Raw genomic sequence first — 17,995 nt, forward strand, 5'->3', positions numbered from 1 at the left:
AGGCGCGCTGCGCTCCGGGCTCGACTCCGCAGGTGGTCTGATGTGGCTGTCGCCCCCGCAGCGGATCCACCGGCGATCGCGATCGCGCTGTGTTCTCGACGACGGATTTGGCCGTCCGTGCTGTTGAGAAAGCGCTCGGCACCAGATACGCTCGCCGGGTGTGGGGCTGGCCGCGAAGGAGCTCGGGTGCGGTGATGGCCGCGAAGGAGCTCGGGTGCGGTGATGGCCGCGAAGGCGAACGGCGGCTTCGCCACGCAGCCTCGTAGGCTCAAGGCAAGGAGGGGCTTGAATGAGAACCGTTCATTCTTTGGCGGTCACCGGTTTGCTGGTCGGTGCGTTCGCCACGACGGGTTGCGGCGATGACGGCTCGGGCGGCGGCGGCGCTGGCGGGAGCCCCTCTGGCTCCAGCACGTCGTCGACGTTGACCGGCGGGAACGGCAGCCCGACGGGCACGGGGGGTTCCGGCGGCGGCGGTGGAGAGGGCGGCGGCGGGACCACCGACCCGAGCGAGAGCTGCCCTGGTTGCGCGCGGCTCTCGGTGCCGCTCACGAGCGCGGGGACGGCGACGCAGTTCTTCATCGGGTTCGACGAGGCGATCGACCTGACGGGCGCCGTCGTCACGTTCCGCGTGAAGGCTCACACCGGCACGAACGGCGGCGTGCAGCCGTTCGTGCAAAATGGGGCCGAGCTCTTCTGGGCGAACGTCGGCTATACATGGAATCCGGTCGCCGGCCTGGGAGAGTGGACGGACCTCACGATCGATGTCGACGCCCTGGCCCCGGCGTCTCCGTTCTTCAACCCCACTCAGGTCAAGTTGCTCGGGCTCCAGATCACCGCGGGCAACACGGGCCCCTGGGCCAACCCGACCGTCATCTACGTCGATTCCATCACGGTCACGAAGGACGGGAGCACGAGCGCTGCGCGCGGCGCCTGGGGCACGCGCGACGAGTTCGGCGAGGGCGGCGCGGGCGGCGCGATCGGCGAGGGCGGTGCGAGCAGCGTCGGCGGCGCGGGGGGCACCAGCGGCGCGGGCGGCGAAGGCGGCGCGGCCGGCACCGGCGGCGCGGGCGGCGAAGGCGGCACGGCCGGGACCGGCGGCGCGGGCGGCGAGGGCGGCGCGGCCGGGACCGGCGGCGCGGGCGGCACGGCCGGGACCGGCGGCGAGGGCGGCACGGCCGGGACCGGCGGCGAGGGCGGCACGGCCGGGACCGGCGGCGCGGGCGGCGAAGGCGGCACGGCTGGCGCCGGCGGCACCGGCGGCACCGGCGGCGAAGGCGGTACGGGCGCTGCGGGCGGCGCGGGCGGCGAAGGCGGCGCGGGCGGCGAAGGCGGCACGGGCGGCGAAGGCGGCTCCAGCGGAGAGGTGATTCACGTGGTCGGTCCGTTCGAGTTCACGACCGGCGTGGAGCCGATGGTGATCGGCAATTACATGCCCGTGGAAGGCTCGACGCTGCTCCACATTGCCGATTGAGCCCGGGCCAGCCCCGCGGCGTCCGCTGCTCCTCACCACGGAAGCGCGCGAGGCGCGCTGAAGCATCGATCCTTCGGATCGGGTGAACCCTCCCTCGCGACGTCGACCGGATCGCCTTCCAGCCGAATCCCATTCTCGCCGGGCGGCCTCGAGCGGGCGCCGCGCTCTGCGCCTCGACGCGCTCGCTGGGGCGAAATGCGCCACGCGCGCGCCGCGCGGCGCGCCGCGGAGGCGCAGGGGCGCGCGGCGCCGCGCGCGGCCCCCGGCGGCACGGTGCGTGCTTTGACCCGGGAGGACCGAGGAACTGACGAACCAAGATGACGGAACTACCGTGAGCCGCCCCCGCGCAGCGGGAGGCTTCGGTCTCCGCGAGGGTGATTGCCATGCACGATACCGCGTTGGATGCTGTCGAGAACGATCGTGAGGCGCGCCGCCGGGGCGATGCGCCGTTGCCCGCGGGCGTCCCGCCGCACGCCTCCGGCCTCGCGAAGGCCGCTGCGGGGGCCCTCGCGGGGGCCGCGGCGGGCGCGGCGGTGGGCGCGATCGCCGGTCCGCCCGGGGCCGTCGCCGGCTCGGTGATCGGCACGCTCGTCGGTACGGTCGCGGAGGTCGTCGTCTCGCGCGATCGGGAGCGCGAGGCGCAGCGGGACGCCGCGCTCGACGCGGAGCTCGGCGTGGTCGGCGGGGACATCGGCGCGGCGCCGCCCGGCCAGCCCGCCGCCCAGCGGGGCGCCTTCTCCGCGCCGGCCGCCGGGCTCGCCGGGGCCGTCGACGTCGGGGCCGGCGCCGCCGGCGGTCCGATGCAGAACGTCGAGCAGGCCTGAGCGCTCGTCGCCCCTGACGCCGTCGCCGAGAAGGCGCCGCGCTGCGTCCGGTCCGTGCTCCTGCCTTGTTTTCTGCGCCGGTGCTCCGGCGATCTCCCGCGCTGGTGGCGCGGCCAACGATCGAGCTCGTTCGGCGCGCCGAGCGCTGCGGTTCGGAAATGTCCACATGCGCCGTTGAGAAAATTCCGGCTTCGGGATAACGTCGCGCCCGCGCGGCGGGTTCGGAGCGAGCTCGGGTACGGCTAGAGCAGGTACGGCGAACAGCGATCTCAGCCGCGTGGCCCCTCATGGGTATAGATAGAGAGGATGCGATGAGATCAGTTCTTTCTTTGGCGATGTGTGGATTGCTGTTCGGCGCGTTCGTCATCACGGGCTGCGGCGACGATGGCGACGGCGGCAACGGCGGCGCCGGCGGGGGCACCTCGTCCAGCACGACCACGTCGGGGAGCTCGACGAGCGCGAGCTCGACCACCACGGGGTCCGGCGGTGAGGGCGGCGAGGGCGGCCAAGGCGGCGAGGGCGGCCAAGGCGGCGAGGGCGGCCAAGGCGGCGAGGGCGGCGAAGGCGGCCAAGGCGGCACGAACGAAGGCGGCGGGGGCGCCGCTCCGGACATCGGTCCTGGTCCGGAAGAGAGCTGCTCGGGTTGCGCTCGGCTGGCCGTGCCCCTCACCGAGGCGAGCACGGGGACGCTGTTCCAGTTCGACTTCCCGGGGCTCATCGACCTGACCGGCGCGACGGTCACGTACCGCCTGAAGGCTCACGCCGCCACCGGCGGTGGCGTGCAGACGTACGTGCAGAACGGGGGGGCCCAGGGCTGGGTCGGTGTCCCCTGGGCGTGGACGGACCTCAGCGCGCTGGGCGACTGGACGGAGCTCACCATCGACGTCGATGCCGCCGCCGCCGTTGAAGGTGCCGAGGCGTTCGACAAGACCCAGGTGCGGCGCATCGGCATCAAGGTCGATGCGGGCGCCACGGGGCCCTGGGCCAACCCGACCGTGGTCTATGTCGACTCCATCACCGTCACGAGGCCCGTCGGCACGGGCGGTGAGGGCGGCGCCGGTGGCGGCACGGGCGGCGCCGGCGGCACGAGCGGTGAAGGCGGCGCTGGTGGCGTCGGCGGCATGAGCGGCGAGGGCGGCGCTGGCGGCACGAGCGGCGACGGTGGCGCTGGCGGCGTCGGCGGCATGAGCGGCGAGGGCGGCGCTGGCGGCACGAGCGGCGACGGTGGCGCTGGCGGCATCGGCGGCATGAGCGGCGCTGGCGGCACGACCGGCGACGGCGGCGCTGGCGGCATCGGCGGCACGACCGGCGAGGGCGGCGCTGGCGGCACGACCGGCGACGGCGGCGCTGGCGGCGTCGGCGGCACGAGCGGCGAGGGCGGCGCCGGCGGCGCGAGCGGCGAGGTCGTTCACGTGATCGGTCCGTTCGAGTTCACGACCGATCTGCAGGAATTCCTGCTCGGCGACTACCTGCCCGTGACGGGCTCGCGGCTGGATCACCTCCCCGAGTGAGCCAGGAGGGCCTGCGGCGCCCGCTCCCGCGCTTCCTGCGCGGAGCGGGCGCCCGGCCCGCCTTCGATCGATCCTCGCGGGCGCGCGCTCCGGCGCGACCCGGCTCCACCGAGCTGCTCCGTTTCACGCAACTGACGTGACCGATGTGACCGACGCGACTGCGCCCCAGCTGCCGGGTGCAGGCCGCGGCGTCGTCTCGCGAGCGAGAGGCGGCCTGTCCGCGGCGAGCGCTCTCAGACTTCGCACGTGCCGAGCGCGTCCCTGCAAACCCCATCGACGCAATAGCCAGCGCAGCCGGTGTCGGCGGCGCAGCTCTTCCGCGCGCACTGGCCCGCCTCGATATCGCAGGTGAAGTCGACCGGGCAATCCTCGTCGGAGGCGCAGGCGCTCGGGACGCAGCGCTGGCCCGATGAGCCAGATGCGTGAATGCATGAGATTCTCTTTCTTCTGGCCGCCATCCGCGCCCCCGGCTCGACCGCCGTCGCGCGGCGCGACCGCGGCAGCTTGGCAAGGCTCATGCCGGCACACCGCTGCTGCGGAGAGCGCCGCGCCAGCGGAGGCCAGCCGCAGCCGTCCGCCGAAAGAGAGCGCGACGCGCTGGCACAGAGCGCCGAGATGTCGTCAACTACCGCCGCCTGGCCCGAGGGGCGCTGTCCGCCGCGACGCCAACGTCCGTATGATCCGAACCGTCCACACGACCCGCTACGTGACCCCGCTCCGCGAGGGCGGGTCGCTGCCGGCCCTCGTCGAAGCCGACGACGACGGCCTCTACGTGCTGAAATTCCGCGGCGCCGGCCAGGGCCCGAAGGCGCTCATCGCCGAGCTCGTCGCGGGGGAGATCGGGCGCGCGCTCGGCCTGCCCGTGCCGGAGATCGTCTTCATGGAGCTCGATCCGGAGTTCGGGCGCGCCGAGCCGGACCCGGAGCTCTCGGACCTGCTCTCGGCGAGCGCCGGCCTGAACCTCGCGCTCGACTACCTGCCCGGGTCGCTCGCGTTCCAGCCGCTCGTCGGCCCCGAGCTCGACCCGGCGCTCGCGTCGGCCGTCGTCTGGTTCGACGCCTTCGTGAGCAACGTCGACCGGACCCCCAAGAACCCGAACCTGCTCCTGTGGCACCGCCGCCTCTGGCTCATCGACCACGGCGCGGCGCTCTACGTCCACCACGCCTGGACCGACACGACCGATCCGCTCGCCGACGCGCCCGACCGGTTCCCCCTCATCAAGAACCACGCGCTGCTCCCGTTCGCCCGCGACATCGCCGCCGCCGACGCCGCGCTCAGCGCGCGCCTCACCCCCGCGCGGATCGCGGAGATCGTCGCCGCGATCCCGGACGCGTGGCTCGTCGAGCCGGAGCCGCCGGTCCGGCTGGTCGGAGAGCGGCGCGCGTCGGCGTTCACCAGCCTCGCCGAGGGCGACGCTCCGGCGCCCTCGGCCGCGCCGAGCGTGCCGAGCGTGCCGAGCGTCGACGCGCGGCGCGCGAAGTACGCCGCGTACCTCACCCACCGCCTCGCGTCCCCGCGGGGCTTCGTCGAGGAGGCGCTCGGTGCCCGCACCCGACGGTAGCCCGCCCCGCGCGCGCGACGCCGCGGACGCCTTCGACTACGCCGTGCTGCGCGTCGTCCCGCGCGTGGAGCGCGGCGAGCGCGTCAACGTCGGGGTGGTCCTCTTCTGCCGCGCGCGGGGCTTCCTCGAGGCGCGGAGCGAGCCCGACGAGCGGCGCCTGCTCGCCCTCTGGCCCGCGCTCGACCTCGAGGCGGTCCGCGGCCACCTCGACTTCATCCGCCGCGTCTGCGCCGGCGATCCGGCGTGCGGGTACGTCGCCGGGCTCCCCCAGGCCGAGCGCTTCGGCTGGGTGGTGTCCCCGGCCAGCACCATCGTCCAGCCCTCGCGCGTCCACGCCGGCCTCGGCGCCGACCCGGCCGCGGCCCTCGACCGGCTGCTCGCGGCCCTGGTGCGGCCGGGACAGGGCTGAGCCGCGCGGCGCGCCCTTCTTCGCGCGGCGCGTTTCTCCCCGCCGCGGCGACGAGGCGCCGGGCGCCCTCGCGGGGCGCGATCAGGGCTCGTGCGCGTCGCGGCCCAGCGCCCGCTTCACCGCGGTGACGACGCCCAGCACCACCGCGCCGGCCACGATGCCGACGACCGCGTTGGCCAGCGACGGCACCACCGCGCCGAGCACGGGGCCGACGCCGCGGGTCATGTCCTCGATGTGGTGATGGAGCCACGGCACGCCGTGCGTCAAGATGCCGCCGCCGACCAGGAACATCGCCGCGGTGCCGGCGACGGAGAGGCCCTTCATCAACCAGGGCGCCGCCCTCAGGATGCCGCGGCCGACCGACTGCTGGAACGCGTCGCCCTGGCGGCTCAGGTGGAGGCCCGCGTCGTCGAGCTTGACGATGCCGGCGACCAGGCCATAGACGCCGACCGTCATGATCAGGGCGATGCCGGCCAGCACGGCGACCTGCGTGCCGAACTTCGAGTCCGCCACGGTGCCCAGCGTGATCGCGATGATCTCGGCCGACAGGATGAAATCGGTGCGCACCGCGCCCTTGATCTTCTCCTTCTCGAACTCCACGAGGTCGATCTTCGGGTCGGAGAGCGCGTGCACGCGCTCGGCGTGGCGGGCCTCCTCCTCGTGCTCGGCGTGCAGCAGCTTGTGCGCGACCTTCTCGAACCCCTCGTAGCAGAGGAAGGCGCCGCCGAGCATCAGCAGGGGGGTGATGGCCACGGGCACGAGGGCGCTGATCGCGAGCGCCGCCGGCACCAGGATGGCCTTGTTGATCAGCGAGCCCTTGGCCACGGCCAGCACGACCGGCAGCTCGCGGTCGGCGGTGACGCCGGTCACCTGCTGGGCGTTCAGCGCCAGGTCGTCGCCCAGCACGCCGGCGGTCTTCTTGGCGGCCACCTTGGTCAGCACGGCCACGTCGTCCAGCACGGTGGCGATGTCGTCGATCAGGGCGAGCAGGCTGCTTCCGGCCATGGAGTGAGGTCCTCGTCGGGGGGATGGGGTGAGCGGCGCCGCGGCGGCGCCGAGAGGCGGCCGTCGCGGCGGGCATGGTAGCGGCGCCGGCGGTCGCCGGTCGAAGAACCTAGCCGTTCGCGTCGACCGGCGAGCCTACCACGCGCGGCTTTCCCCGGGCGACGCTCCGCGCACGCGCCCTTCTCCGCCATGTCCACCCGCGCCGCGCGGTCCGTGAACGGCGCCGCCCGTCCGCGAGGGCGCGCCTGGACGACGGATTGGACACTGTCCAACGCGTTGGAGGGTCGGCTGACAGAATGGACACGCCAGCTTACCCTGAGGGCATGTTCCTGGCTGGAGGAGCCGTCATGAAGATAGGCATTTTGCTTGGCAGCACGAGGGTCGGAAGGCAGTCGCACAAGGTCGCGCTGCACCTGGAGAAGGAGCTGAAGGAGCGGGGCGTCGCGGCCGATCTGATCGACCTGGCCGACGACCCGCTGCCGATCCTGGAGGGGCACGCCGCCCGGAGCGCGCAGGTGGAGGCGCGGGTCCAGGCCCTGAGCGCGCGCCTCCGCGCGGCGGACGGGCTCGTGTTCGTGACGCCGGAGTACCACGGGAGCTTCTCGGGCGTGCTGAAGAACGCGCTCGACTACTTCTGGGAGGAGTTCAACCGGAAGCCGATCGGCGTGGCCGCGGTCTCCGCGGGGAAGCTCGGCGGCATCAACGCGTCGACCCAGCTGCAGCACGTCGTCCTGAGCCTCGGGGCGTTCGCGATGCCCACGAAGTTGCTCGTCTCGGAGGTCCACAACGCGTTCGACGAGGCGCTCCAGGTGAAGAGCGAGCCGCTCGCGAAGTCGACCGCCCGGTTCCTGGACGAGTACCTCTGGTTCGCCAGCGCCATCGTCCAGGCGAAGCAGGTCGCGGCGGGGCGGGCGGCGTAGCGCGGCGCCGCGGCGCCGCGGCTGAAGAAGCGCCGCGCCGCCGCTCAGGCGCTCTCCTCGATGCCCGACGGCGGCTCCAGCCCCGGCGGCTCTTCCAGGCTGATGCGCCCGAGGCGCCCGGCGCGGAAGTCGTGGACCAGGATGTCCGACGCCTTGTGCAGGTCCACCGCGCCGCCGCTCCGCAGGCAGCCGCGGCGGCGGCCGATCTCCTCGATCAGCGCGGAGGCCGTCTCCGGCAGCTCCTTCAGCTTGTAGCGGGCGACGAGGAGCTCGGGATAGCGCCGCAGGAAGTACCCCGCCGCGAAGAGGGCGACGCTCTGGTAGTCGATGGCCGTGTCCGGGATCGCCCCGCCCACGGCCAGGCGGAACGAGGCCGCCTCGTCGTCGATCTTCGGCCACAGGATACCCGGGTTGTCCGAGATGGCCATGCCGCTCTTCAAGGTGACGAGCTGCTGGCTCTTGGTGACCGCGGGCTCGTCGCCGACCTTGGCCACCTTGCGCTCCATGAGCGTGTTGATGAGCGTCGACTTGCCGACGTTGGGGATCCCCACGATCATCGCCCGCACCACCTTGCCCGGGCCGTTCTTGGGGGGCACGAGGCGCTTGCAGAGCTCCGGGATCCGGCGCCGCGCCTCGGACGACTGGGTCGCGGAGATCGCGATCGCGAGCACCTTGCCCCCCGGCGTCGCCTCGCGCGACGCCTCACCGGGCGCCGGGTGCTCCGCCTCGAGGTGGCGCAGCCACGCCGTCGTGACGGCCGGGTCCGCCAGATCGCTTTTGTTCAGCACCTTGATGCACGGCTTCTGGCCGCGCAGTTCGGCCACGACGGGGTTCTCGCTGGCCCGCGGCATGCGGGCGTCGAGCACCTCGATGATGACGTCCTGCGACGGCATCGACTCGGCGATCAGGCGCCGAGCCTTGGTCATGTGGCCGGGGTACCATTGAATCGCCATTCGCCGCGGAGCTCTCTATCACGCCCGGCGGCTCACGCGCACCCGTCCGGGCCGCAGGCCGCCCCCTCGGTGAACGCCGGGTCGGGCTCGCCGGCCGCCTCGTCCCACGTCCGCTGGAGCACGCCGAGGAGCGCCTCCGCCGGCTGCGCGCCGGAGACGCCGTACCGCCCGCCGAAGGCGAAGAAGGGGACGCCCGTGACGCCGATCGCCCGCGCCTCGGCCTCGTCGGCCCGCACCTCGGCCGCGAAGGCGTCGCCCGCGAGCGCCTCGCGGACCTCGGCCGGGTCGAGCCCCGCCTCGCCGGCGAGGCGCGCGAGCACCTCCGGCTCGCCGATAGCCTCGCCCTCGGTCATGTAGGCCCGGAGCAGCCGCTCCTTCACCGCGCCCTGGGCGCCGCGCTCTGCCGCGAGGTGCAGCACGCGGTGCGCGTCGAAGGTGTTGCCGGGCCGGACCTTCTCGAAGTGGAAGTCGAGCCCGTCCGCCGCGGCCACCTCGGTCATCTGCCGGATCATCGCCTCGGCCTTGGCGACCGACGCGCCGTACTTCCTCGCGAGCCGCTCGGCGTAGGAGACCTCCGCGCCGAGGACGCGCTTCGCCGCGGGGTCCAGCTCGAACGCGCGCCAGACGACCTCGACGGCATCCCGGTGCGGGAACCTGGCGAGCGCGGCCTCCAGCCGGCGCTTGCCGACGTAGCACCACGGGCACGCGATGTCGGACCAGACATCGACACGGAGCTTCTTCGTCATGGCGAGCAAGGTAGGTCGCCGCCGCGCCCCCGGCCAGGCGCGTTCGTCGCGGGCGCGACGGGCGAGGGGAGCGAGGGGAGCGAGGGGAGCGAGGGGCGGCCTCCGCCTGAATCGTCCGCTCGCCGCGGGCGCCGCCGGCCGCGGGGCGCCGCGCCTCACTGGAGCGCGATCGTCGCCGCCACCTTGTCCTCGATCCCCGCCCAGGACACCGGCCGGTTCATCGTCGAGTAGGCCTGGAGGACCACCTCCCGGCCCCCGAGCACGACGATGTAGCTCACCATCTGCACCCCGTTCTTGAGCTCGTTCCTGACGCTCACCGCGGGTCGCCCGCCCAGATCGACGCGCTCCGCCGGGCCCTTCTTGACGGTGTTCGCCGGCCGGTGCTCGTCGAGCGTCTTGCGCTCCTGCTCGAGGAGCGCGTCGACCTGATCGGGCGGCACCTCGCCGTCCAGCGGGAAGATGGCGATCTGGAAGACGACCGGCGTCTGGGGCAGCCGCCCGTACGTGTGGAAGGGGATGCCGTTCAGGTCCTCCACGGCCGTGACCTTCGCGAGCGTCTCCGGCAGGTCGAGCGCGACGCCCGTGTCCGCGACCGCGACGCGCGTCAGCGCCGGCGGCGCGCCGAGCGCCCACGGGCGGCCGGCGACGAGCGCCACCGCCACGGACGCCGCCATCGCCGCGGCCGCGAGGGCGGCCGCCGCCGTGAGGAGGGGGCGCGGCCTCGGCTCCGCGTCCGCCGCGCGCGCGCGCTGCTCGACCGGCAGGAGGCCGCGGGGCAGCACCGTGACGACGAGCGCGAAGCCGACGACGCCGCCGCCGAGGTGCGCGAGCAGGTCGACGCCGGGCTGGAAGCTGTAGACGAGGTTCAGCCCCAGCGGCCACCACGCGCGGCTGCGCATCTGCGCGATCATCGCCGGGGGCAGGAGCCCGTGGGGCCGCAGCGCGACGCCGATGCCCGCCATCATGAGGCCCCAGATCGCGCCCGACGCGCCGACGCTCCACCGCTCCTCCAGCATCGCGCTCGCGACCGACCCGCCCAGCGCCGACGCCGCGTAGAGCAGGAGAAACCGCCGCGGGCCGAGGAGCGCCTCGAGCATCGGGCCGAACGACCAGAGCGCCAGCATGTTGACGAACAGGTGGATCGGGTCGGCGTGCAGGAAGGCCGACGCGAGGAGCCGGTAGAGCTCGCCGCGGCGCACCGCCTCGCCGCTGTTGGCGCCCATGCGCCAGAGCGCCGCCTCGTGGGTGCCCGAGCCGAAGAGGTAGCTCACGGCGAGGAGCGCGGCGCACGCGATCACGAGCGTCGTCGTGACGCTGCGGCTGCCCGTCAGCCTGTCGACGATCGCGCGCTCCTGCTGCGCCAGCGCCTGCCCCTCCTCGAGCGCCCGGGCGATCCCGTCGGGGCCGAGCGGGCCCACCTCGGCGAGGCGCCTGTGGGCCTCATCGAGGGCCGGCAGGGCGGGCCCCTTCACGCGCGCGAGCGCGCCCGCCGCGTCGAGGTGGTGGAAGCCCATCCGCACGGGCTGCACGAGCGGCGCCGCCTTGGCGAGCGCGGCCCGGCCGGCGGCGGCGCCGCCGCCCACCACGACGAAGTGCGCGGGCGGCCCGCCGGGGCGCACCGCCTTCACCAGGGGCTCGATCCGGGCGCGGATCTCGTCGGCCGAGGCGTCGTCGGCCGCCCTGACGAGCAGGAGCCGGACGGGCGCCGCCCCGGCGACGAGCTCCGCCACGTCCGCGTCGCAGCGGAGGAGCACGAAGGCGTCCGGCCCGCGGAGCAGCGCCGCGAGCAGGCGGTCGCGCCGATCCACCGTCTCGTCCCCGAACGCGCGGTCCATGCTCGGCTGCTCCACCACGCTCGCTCCTCCTCCTGCGATCGATCGCGCGGAGAGCGTAGCGGAAAGGCGGCGCGCGCTGGGTCGCGAAGCGCGCCCGGCGCGCGGCTCCTCGCGCCCTGGGCCGCCGCGCCCGGGCTCACCGCAGGGAGGTCGACGCGGCCCGCGCCCCGCGCGCCGCCGCCTCGCGGCGGAGCGCCTCGGTGACGGCCGGCAGCTCCCTGAGCCAGTCGAGCCGCGGGCGGTTGCGCATGAGCCAGGCGAAGGCGTCCTTCATGGCGCTGAACACCTCGTAACGGAGCCCCGTGCGGCTCAGCAGGATGAACTCGATGGCCACGTTGCGCATCAGCGACGCCCGGAAGCCGTGGTCTTCGAACACCAGCGCGGCGCACATCCCGTGGGCCGCGAGCTCCCTCGAGAGCTCCGCCAGCGAGCTCCGGACCTCCGGCCCCGCCGGGATGGTGTGCTCCTCGAGGATGACCAGCGTCGCCTGGAGCTGGCCGCCGTGCTCGCGCAGGACGCGGCGGACCCCGCGCACCGCCGCTTCGGTGGTGCGCCCGCGCCAGATCTGGAAGAGGACGCCGTTCCAGGTAGCGATGCAGTGATCGTCGTCCAGCGCGTGGACGAGCGGCCGTTCCGTCCCGCCGCCGCCCCGGACGCGCGGCATCGCGGCGCTGCCGGGCGGCCGGACCTCGACAGGCGTCGGCGGCGGGACGGAGCTCGCGCTCCTCGGCCGCTGCGCGTCGGCCCGCGGCGCCTCCAGGCGCGGCGCTCCCGCGGCCCGGGGCTCGCCGGGCGCCGCCGCGGGGGCCTCGCCGCCTCCGCGGCGATCGCCCGTCGCCTCGCCTTCGGCCGCCTCCATGGTCCGCTCGTCGCGTTCCCGGAGGCCGGGGAACGTGATCGTGCTGCCGTACGCGTCGACCGGCGCGGGCCTCTCCTCGGCGCCGACGTCGGCGGCGGACGCGGCCGGCGGCGACGACGACCCGCGGCGCCGCGCCTCCGCGGCGAGGGACGCCGCAGCCCCCGCCGGCGCCTCGAGCGCGGCGTCGAGGAGGCGCTCGAGGGCGGGCCACATGGAGGCGGCGCTCGTGAACCGGGCGAACGGGTCGCGCTCGACGCAGCGAGAGAACCATACGTCGAACCCGGCGGGGAGGGGCGGCAGCCCGAGCTCGGCCGCGCGCCGGCTCGCGGCGGGGATGGGCTCGATCAGGACCTCGCGCAGCAGCGCCGGGAGCTCTCGGCCCCGCCAGAAGAGCTGGCCCGCGAGCGCGAAGAACGCGACGAGCCCGTACGCCCAGACGTCGCTCTGGGGGAGCGCCGCGTAGCTCACGTGGGCCTGCTCGGGGGCCATCCAGAGCGGCGTGCCCAGGGCGCCCGTCGTCGAGGTGCGCGCGTCGGCGATGACCTTGGCGATGCCGAAGTCGAGGAGCTTGACCCGCGGCGCGGCGCCGCCCTCGGCCTCTTCGAGGAAGACGTTCTCGGGCTTGAGATCGCGGTGGACGATGCCCGCGCCGTGCGCGGCCTCGAGCGCGCGCCCGAGCTGCTCGAGGACGCGGCGCGCCTCGGCGACCGGGAGCGGGCCGCTCTGCTCGACGCGCGCCGAGAGGGTCTCGCCGTGGAGCAGCTCCATCGCGAGGTAGGGCAGGCCCGACGCCGCGTCGACGCCGGCGATGAGCACCTCGACGATGTGCGGCGACCCGATGAGCCCAGGCGCCCGCGCCTCCCGCTCGAAGCGGCGGCGCTCCTCGGGGTCGGTGGCGCGCACCGGGTGCATGACCTTCACGGCGCGCTCGCGCGCGGTGCTGTGCTGGCGGCACAGATACACGCTGCCCATGCCGCCCGAGCCGAGGGGGCGCACGACCTCGAAATCGCCGCCGATGAGGGTGCCAGCGTGCAGGCCGTAGGGTGAATCCATGGCGCGGGCCGAAGTGATGGCCTAGCGGACCGCTCCGGGTCTGTCACGCGAGGCCAGGCCGATTCAACCTCGTCGGCCGCTGGTCTCGCGCGAGCGACGGCGAGCGTGCCTGTGATCTTGCAGTGGTGTTGTTCGGATTCAATCGGGTCGCACGGGCGCGCGGCGCGCAGGTCCGCGCCCTGCTCGAACCGTGCTCCGCCATTGCCGTGCGCGGACGAGAGGGCGCGTGGATCGCGCGCGCCCGGCGGCGTCAGGCGATCTCGGCGACGACCGCGTGGTGGTCGGACGCGGCGCCGACGTCGATGACGTCGGCGAGCGCGAGCCGGCCGGAGAGCCGCGGTGAGAGCAGCACGTAATCGGTCCGCGTCTCGACCTGCGCGCCGGCGCGGCCGCGCAGCGCGGTGGCCCAGCGCGGGGAGCGCGGCCGGAGGCGCAGCGCGTCGGTCCAGCCGAACGCCTCGAGGGTGTCCATCGTGTCGAATCGCGGCGGGCTCCCGTACTTCTCGATGCCCGCGGCCGCGAGGCGCGCGTCGAGGTCTGCGGGGTAGGGGTCGCGGCGCGAGATCGCGTTGAGGTCGCCGGCGAGCGCCCAGAGGCCCGCGGCGAACCGGGCGGGCGGCACGAGGGAGAGCAGCCAGCGGGCCTCGGCGAGCCGGCGGTCCTCGCTGCCGGCGTTGAGGTGGGTGCCGAGCACGAGCAGCGGCTCGCCGGCGAGCTCGAGCTCGAGCTCGACGAGGCAGTGGGCCAGCACCTCGGGCGCGTGCACGCGCGCCTTCACGAGCGGCGCCCGGCTGACGACGGCCACGTGGTTCCGCCGGCCGCTCGGCCGCGGGTTGGCGCTCCCGAGCACCGCGTGCCGCTCGCCCGGGGGCGCGCCGACCGCCTCGGCGACGGCCCGGAGCCGGGCGCCGTCCTCCCAGCCGACGCACTCCTGGAGGACGAGCAGGTCCGGGCGCGCGGCGGCGATGATCGTGAGGATCGCCTCGAAGCGATCCTCACCGCCGGAGAGGATGTTGAAGGTCATGATCTTCACGGTGGGATCAGGCTAGCTCGTCCGAGCAGAGCAGCTCCAGCGCGTGCTGAATCCGGTGGACGCGGCGCCGGCGACAGCGCACGAATCCGGCACGGCCGGGCGCGGGGCCGGGCCTCGACGTGCAGGATTCATGGATAGGACGATGAGCATCGAGCAACGAGGCCTCCTGTGGGCAGCGCAGCGCGCCGCCCTCGCCATCATCGCCGGGGCGGCCGCCGCGGCGCGCGCGGGCCTTGCGGGCCGGGCTCCCTCCGCGGCCCTGGAGAGCGCCTGATGGCCGGCGAGATCCTCCCGATCCGCAGCGACTCGCCGCTCTACGTCGGCGCGCTCCGCCTGCGGTACGAGGTCTTCGTCGTCGAGCAGGCCGTGCCCGCGGACATCGAGGTCGACGAGCTCGACGAGGGCGCGCAGCACTTCGTGGTCCTGGACGGCGACGAGGTCGTCGCGACGATGCGGATCGTGCCGTACGGGGACGCCCTCAAGGTCGGCCGCGTCGCCGTCAGGAAGGATCTTCGCGGCACCGGCCTCGGGCGGCGGCTGCTCGAGGAGGCGATCCGCGTCGCCGCCGCGCAGGGCGCGCGCGCGCTGGTCTTGAACGCCCAGGTCGCCGCGGCGCCGTTCTATCGCAAGCTCGGCTTCGTCGAGGAGGGGCCGATCTTCGACGAGGCCGGCATTCCGCACACCCGGATGGTCAGGCGGATGACCTGAGCCCGCTGTGGAGTCGCGGCGGGCGCACGCCGGAGCCGCCGTGACTCGCGCCCGTCCGCGGCAGGTCGCGCGATCCTTGACGTCGACGCCGACATGCTGGCAAGGCTTGTGTCGCTGCGCGGCCGCGCGGGCGAGGGGCGGGGCGCTCCCGGGCGCCGCGCTCGAAAGGAACGGGTGACCCGATGACTGTGCAGCGGATCCTCCTCGCCGGCGCCACGGGCGCGGTCGGCTCAGAGCTCTTGCGCTTGCTCCGCGGCCGGGATCACTTCGTGCGCACGCTCTCTCGCGCCGAGGGCAACGCCGCGGGCCTCCGCGGTCTCGCCTCGGAGGTCGTCGTCGCCGACGCGGCGGAGCCCGGGGCCGTGACCGGCGCGCTCGATGGCGTCGATACGGTCGTGTCGTGTCTCGGCGCGAATGTCTCGATGACGCTGCGCGAGCGCAGGAGCTATTACGACGTCGACGTGGTGGCGAACACGCACCTGCTCGAGGCGGCGAAGCGGGCCGGGGTGAAGCGCTTCGTCTACCTCTCCGCGCACCCCGGCCCCGGCTATGCCCACACCCGCTATCTGGCCGCCCATCTCCAGATGGAGGAGCGCATTCGCGCCTCCGGCCTCTCGTTCTCGTTCGTGCGCCCGACCCGCATCTACTCCGCGCTGAACGACATGATCGCGATGGCCCGCGCCGGCGTGGGCACGGTGCCCGGCGACGGCCTCGCGAGGACCAACCCGGTGCACCCCGCGGACGTCGCCGAGGCGCTCGCCGAGGTGCTCGCCGGGGGGCCTGACGTGGTGCCCGTGGGCGGGCCCGACGTCATGACGCGCGACGAGGTGATGCGCCTGGCGTTCGACGCGGTCGGCAAGAAGGGGCTCATCGTGCACGTCCCCGCGGGGGTGCTCCGGTCCACGAGCGTGCTGCTCGAGGGCATCCATCCGCGGCTGTCGGATCTGCTGGAGTTCGTGGCGGCCGTCATGACGTCCGACTCGGTCGCGCCCGCGCGCGGCACACGGCCGCTGCGCGCCTGGTTCGAGGCGCTCGCAGGCGGGAGCTAGCCGAGAGATCGTCGACGCGCGCTCGGCCCGGCGCTCTCCTCGATCGTCACGAAGTTCAGCGCGTAGAGCTTCTGCAGCGCTCGGCAGCAATCTCGCTCGGCGGCGGCCCGCGCGGCGGGATCGGTCTCGGGTCCGAGGATCTCCGCGAGGATCTCCCGGGTGGGCTTTCCGCCGCCGGCGCGGGTCAGGAACGACTTGATCAACCGCCCGACGCGCGCCTTCTGGACGCGATCGGCCACCGCGATCCTCCCGAACAGGATCAGCGTCGGCGCGGGCTCCGGATCGAGCGGCGCCTTGCCGTCGACGAGCGCCTGGATGAACGGCAAGACGTCGCACGAGAGCTCGTGCAGCTCGACGTGCCGGCCCGCGCGCACGGCGCCGTCGAGCAGCTCCTCCTCGGTGACGCTCGGCCTCGACGCGTTCCGCGACCTGAAATCGTCCGCGCTCGCGGCGCTCGCGGCGTCGGACCACAGCATGAACTCGGCGCGCTCGCAGCGCATCACGTCAATGAGGTAGGGGATATCGAGCTCCCCTCGGTCGAGTTGCCGCTCGACGATCTCGGCGAACCAGAGGGCGTCGCGAAACGCGCGAATCAGCCTTTCGGACTTGATCGGGCGGTAGGTCGCGATGAGGCTCCGCTGCACCTTCGACAACGCCTTGCGGCGCCGGAGCAGCGCGAACGTGGCGGGGAAGTACGTCTCGACGAGGAAGAAGCGCTTGACGCTCAGCGAACCCGCGATCCAGCGCAGCCGGTCCTTGTCGAGGGACTGGAGCGCGGACAGCTGTCCGGCGCTCAGCGCGCTCTCCTCGGCGAAGCGCGCCGGGTCGTCGTAAAACCGCTCGAACGCCTCAGGATCGGTGAGCAGCCGCGCGAACGCCGTCTGAAACGCCGATTGGTCCGTATCCATCGCCCGCCCCTCTGTCACGTCATCCATGGCACGATCCATCGTCCACCCAGCGGCTGCGCGAGCCTCGCCTCACGCCCAGACGGCCCTCGCGTGCTCGACCTCTTCCAGGATCTCGTCGAATTTCTCCGGCGGATTCGCGTCGCGCTCGATGAGGATGCCGCGCACGGGCGCTCTCCGGCAGAGATAGTCGAGCAGGTCCCAGACCTCGGGGTGCCTGTCGACCGGGTGGCTGTGCGTGTCGATCCACATCCCCTCTTCGTAAGCTCCGCCCGCAAGGTGGACTTGCACGACGCGCTCGAGCGGGATGCGGTCGATGAACTCATACGGATCATAGTGGAGGTTCTGGGCGTTGATGTACAGGTTCGTGAGATCGAGCAAGATGCCGCAATCGGCGTCGTTCACGACCTTGCTGATGAAATCCGCCTCTGTCATGGTGCCGCCGGGGATCGCCAGGTAATAGGCGATGTTCTCGAGGAGCAACGGGACCCCGAGCATGTCCTGGAACTGCCGTGCCTTGGCCGCGCAGCGCGCCGCGGCGGGCTCGGAGAACGCGATCGGCGTGAGCTGGCCGAGCTCGATCTGGGAGACCTGCGTGAAGCAGAGGTGATCGCTGTACCAGGGGGCGCGGACCGCCTTCGCGAGGCGCGCGACGTCGCGGCAGTAATCCACGTCGAGCGGCGCGTCGGTGCCGATGGAGAGCTCGAGGCCATGGGGCGCTATGGGGAGACGCTGGCTCAGCTCGACGGCGCGCGCGACCCGCCCCTCTGTCCGGTCGATGTAGTGGTCCGCGCAGATCTCGATCCAATCGATACGATCGCGGTGTTCTTTGAGCCCGCGCACGAACCAGGGCCGGTAGGCGAGCCCAACGCCGATGCGCGGCAGGTCGAATCTCGGCTTCACACTCATGAGCAGATCCTCGCGCGCAGGGAAAAGGAGGCGCCCAGGCAGCGCAGCGAGCGCTGCCTGGGCGCCGGCGGCAGGGGGCGCGCCTCCCTGCCGCTCATGTCACTCGTCGCTCACGCGGCCGTAGCAGCAACGACAACACAACGAGACCTCCCTCACCTCCAGCTCGGTGGGGTCGTCAGGTGTGATCATCTCGAGATCGAATCCGCTGGTGTCTGTGTTCATCTCATTCTCTCCTTCGTTCGAC

18 protein-coding genes are annotated in these 17,995 nt (G+C 73.7%); 9 read left to right on the forward strand and 9 right to left on the reverse strand.

What is annotated here, in order from left to right; genetic code table 11:
* Positions 1-289: 289 nt before the first annotated feature.
* The 5 genes from WMF33_RS09235 to WMF33_RS09255 all read left to right on the forward strand — a co-directional run bounded on the left by WMF33_RS09235 (position 290) and on the right by WMF33_RS09255 (position 5,776).
* On the forward strand, positions 290-1,471 hold the full coding sequence (locus WMF33_RS09235) for a hypothetical protein (protein ID WP_437336802.1): 1,182 nt from the start codon (positions 290-292) through the stop codon (positions 1,469-1,471).
* Between the two features lie 383 nt (positions 1,472-1,854).
* Positions 1,855-2,295: a hypothetical protein gene (locus tag WMF33_RS09240; RefSeq protein ID WP_437336803.1), complete on the forward strand. Its 441-nt coding sequence runs from the start codon at positions 1,855-1,857 to the stop codon at positions 2,293-2,295.
* A gap of 311 nt (positions 2,296-2,606) precedes the next feature.
* Positions 2,607-3,806, forward strand: coding sequence for a hypothetical protein (locus WMF33_RS09245; protein ID WP_437336804.1), 1,200 nt, complete (start codon positions 2,607-2,609; stop codon positions 3,804-3,806).
* 676 nt (positions 3,807-4,482) lie between these two features.
* On the forward strand, positions 4,483-5,367 hold the full coding sequence (locus WMF33_RS09250; RefSeq protein WP_437336805.1) for a HipA family kinase: 885 nt from the start codon (positions 4,483-4,485) through the stop codon (positions 5,365-5,367).
* Positions 5,348-5,776, forward strand: coding sequence for a DUF3037 domain-containing protein (locus WMF33_RS09255; protein ID WP_437336806.1), 429 nt, complete (start codon positions 5,348-5,350; stop codon positions 5,774-5,776). The genes WMF33_RS09250 and WMF33_RS09255 overlap by 20 nt, the downstream gene beginning before the upstream one ends.
* Positions 5,777-5,857: 81 nt before the next feature.
* Here the strand turns inward: WMF33_RS09255 and WMF33_RS09260 are convergent, their stop codons facing one another.
* Positions 5,858-6,781 (reverse strand): DUF808 domain-containing protein, encoded by a 924-nt coding sequence (locus WMF33_RS09260; RefSeq protein WP_437336807.1) that lies wholly within the window; start codon positions 6,779-6,781, stop codon positions 5,858-5,860.
* Positions 6,782-7,128: 347 nt separating this feature from the next.
* On the opposite strand from WMF33_RS09260, the gene WMF33_RS09265 reads away from it, so the two are divergent.
* Complete coding sequence (locus WMF33_RS09265; protein ID WP_437336808.1) at positions 7,129-7,701, forward strand: NADPH-dependent FMN reductase; 573 nt, start codon at positions 7,129-7,131, stop codon at positions 7,699-7,701.
* A 44-nt stretch (positions 7,702-7,745) separates the two neighbouring features.
* Here WMF33_RS09265 and ylqF read toward each other — a convergent pair whose 3' ends face one another.
* The 5 genes from ylqF to WMF33_RS09290 form a co-directional block, all read right to left on the reverse strand.
* Positions 7,746-8,654, reverse strand: a complete 909-nt coding sequence (gene ylqF, locus WMF33_RS09270) for a ribosome biogenesis GTPase YlqF (protein WP_437336809.1) — start codon at positions 8,652-8,654, stop codon at positions 7,746-7,748.
* Positions 8,655-8,686: 32 nt separating this feature from the next.
* Entirely contained in the window at positions 8,687-9,400 is a 714-nt protein-coding gene (locus WMF33_RS09275) for a DsbA family oxidoreductase (RefSeq protein WP_437336810.1), read from the reverse strand.
* A 155-nt stretch (positions 9,401-9,555) separates the two neighbouring features.
* The gene (locus WMF33_RS09280) at positions 9,556-11,253 is read right to left on the reverse strand and encodes a rhomboid family intramembrane serine protease (RefSeq protein ID WP_437336811.1); all 1,698 of its coding nucleotides are present in this window, start codon (positions 11,251-11,253) and stop codon (positions 9,556-9,558) included.
* Between the two features lie 118 nt (positions 11,254-11,371).
* Positions 11,372-13,147: a protein kinase domain-containing protein gene (locus WMF33_RS09285; protein ID WP_437336812.1), complete on the reverse strand. Its 1,776-nt coding sequence runs from the start codon at positions 13,145-13,147 to the stop codon at positions 11,372-11,374.
* Between the two features lie 250 nt (positions 13,148-13,397).
* Complete coding sequence (locus WMF33_RS09290; protein WP_437339460.1) at positions 13,398-14,171, reverse strand: endonuclease/exonuclease/phosphatase family protein; 774 nt, start codon at positions 14,169-14,171, stop codon at positions 13,398-13,400.
* Between the two features lie 139 nt (positions 14,172-14,310).
* Here WMF33_RS09290 and WMF33_RS09295 point away from each other — a divergent pair, with 139 nt between their 5' ends.
* The 3 genes from WMF33_RS09295 (at position 14,311) to WMF33_RS09305 (ending at position 15,937) form a co-directional block, all read left to right on the forward strand.
* The gene (locus WMF33_RS09295; RefSeq protein WP_437336813.1) at positions 14,311-14,454 is read left to right on the forward strand and encodes a hypothetical protein; all 144 of its coding nucleotides are present in this window, start codon (positions 14,311-14,313) and stop codon (positions 14,452-14,454) included.
* Positions 14,454-14,888: a GNAT family N-acetyltransferase gene (locus tag WMF33_RS09300; protein ID WP_061622845.1), complete on the forward strand. Its 435-nt coding sequence runs from the start codon at positions 14,454-14,456 to the stop codon at positions 14,886-14,888. Before WMF33_RS09295 ends, WMF33_RS09300 begins: the two co-directional genes overlap by 1 nt.
* Before the next feature lie 182 nt (positions 14,889-15,070).
* Positions 15,071-15,937: an SDR family oxidoreductase gene (locus WMF33_RS09305; protein ID WP_437336814.1), complete on the forward strand. Its 867-nt coding sequence runs from the start codon at positions 15,071-15,073 to the stop codon at positions 15,935-15,937.
* On the opposite strand, the gene WMF33_RS09310 is transcribed toward WMF33_RS09305, so the two are convergent.
* The 3 genes from WMF33_RS09310 to WMF33_RS09320 form a co-directional block, all read right to left on the reverse strand.
* Entirely contained in the window at positions 15,934-16,872 is a 939-nt protein-coding gene (locus tag WMF33_RS09310; RefSeq protein WP_437336815.1) for a hypothetical protein, read from the reverse strand. The two genes, WMF33_RS09305 and WMF33_RS09310, sit on opposite strands and share 4 nt — an antisense overlap.
* Positions 16,873-16,914: 42 nt before the next feature.
* Positions 16,915-17,751 carry a DUF692 domain-containing protein gene (locus tag WMF33_RS09315; protein WP_437336816.1) on the reverse strand — a complete coding sequence of 279 codons (837 nt, stop codon included), beginning with the start codon at positions 17,749-17,751 and terminating at the stop codon, positions 16,915-16,917.
* Between the two features lie 99 nt (positions 17,752-17,850).
* Positions 17,851-17,973 carry a hypothetical protein gene (locus tag WMF33_RS09320; RefSeq protein WP_437336817.1) on the reverse strand — a complete coding sequence of 41 codons (123 nt, stop codon included), beginning with the start codon at positions 17,971-17,973 and terminating at the stop codon, positions 17,851-17,853.
* Between the last annotated feature and the right edge of the window lie 22 nt (positions 17,974-17,995).

This window comes from Sorangium sp. So ce394, from assembly GCF_051474665.1.
GTDB lineage: Bacteria > Myxococcota_A > Polyangia > Polyangiales > Polyangiaceae > Sorangium > Sorangium cellulosum_D.

Bases quoted from the DNA above. Each gene is read 5' to 3' on its own strand.
- WMF33_RS09265 (WP_437336808.1), top strand. From the start codon at position 7,129: ATGAAGATAGGCATTTTGCTTGGCAGCACGAGGGTCGGAAGGCAGTCG.
- WMF33_RS09295 (WP_437336813.1), top strand. From the start codon at position 14,311: ATGGATAGGACGATGAGCATCGAGCAACGAGGCCTCCTGTGGGCAGCG.
- WMF33_RS09285 (WP_437336812.1), bottom strand. From the start codon at position 13,147: ATGGATTCACCCTACGGCCTGCACGCTGGCACCCTCATCGGCGGCGAT.
- WMF33_RS09290 (WP_437339460.1), bottom strand. From the start codon at position 14,171: ATGACCTTCAACATCCTCTCCGGCGGTGAGGATCGCTTCGAGGCGATC.
- WMF33_RS09305 (WP_437336814.1), top strand. From the start codon at position 15,071: ATGACTGTGCAGCGGATCCTCCTCGCCGGCGCCACGGGCGCGGTCGGC.
- WMF33_RS09310 (WP_437336815.1), bottom strand. From the start codon at position 16,872: ATGGATGACGTGACAGAGGGGCGGGCGATGGATACGGACCAATCGGCG.
- WMF33_RS09320 (WP_437336817.1), bottom strand. From the start codon at position 17,973: ATGAACACAGACACCAGCGGATTCGATCTCGAGATGATCACACCTGAC.
- WMF33_RS09240 (WP_437336803.1), top strand. From the start codon at position 1,855: ATGCACGATACCGCGTTGGATGCTGTCGAGAACGATCGTGAGGCGCGC.
- WMF33_RS09300 (WP_061622845.1), top strand. From the start codon at position 14,454: ATGGCCGGCGAGATCCTCCCGATCCGCAGCGACTCGCCGCTCTACGTC.
- WMF33_RS09275 (WP_437336810.1), bottom strand. From the start codon at position 9,400: ATGACGAAGAAGCTCCGTGTCGATGTCTGGTCCGACATCGCGTGCCCG.
- WMF33_RS09260 (WP_437336807.1), bottom strand. From the start codon at position 6,781: ATGGCCGGAAGCAGCCTGCTCGCCCTGATCGACGACATCGCCACCGTG.
- ylqF (WP_437336809.1), bottom strand. From the start codon at position 8,654: ATGGCGATTCAATGGTACCCCGGCCACATGACCAAGGCTCGGCGCCTG.
- WMF33_RS09245 (WP_437336804.1), top strand. From the start codon at position 2,607: ATGAGATCAGTTCTTTCTTTGGCGATGTGTGGATTGCTGTTCGGCGCG.
- WMF33_RS09235 (WP_437336802.1), top strand. From the start codon at position 290: ATGAGAACCGTTCATTCTTTGGCGGTCACCGGTTTGCTGGTCGGTGCG.
- WMF33_RS09315 (WP_437336816.1), bottom strand. From the start codon at position 17,751: ATGAGTGTGAAGCCGAGATTCGACCTGCCGCGCATCGGCGTTGGGCTC.
- WMF33_RS09250 (WP_437336805.1), top strand. From the start codon at position 4,483: ATGATCCGAACCGTCCACACGACCCGCTACGTGACCCCGCTCCGCGAG.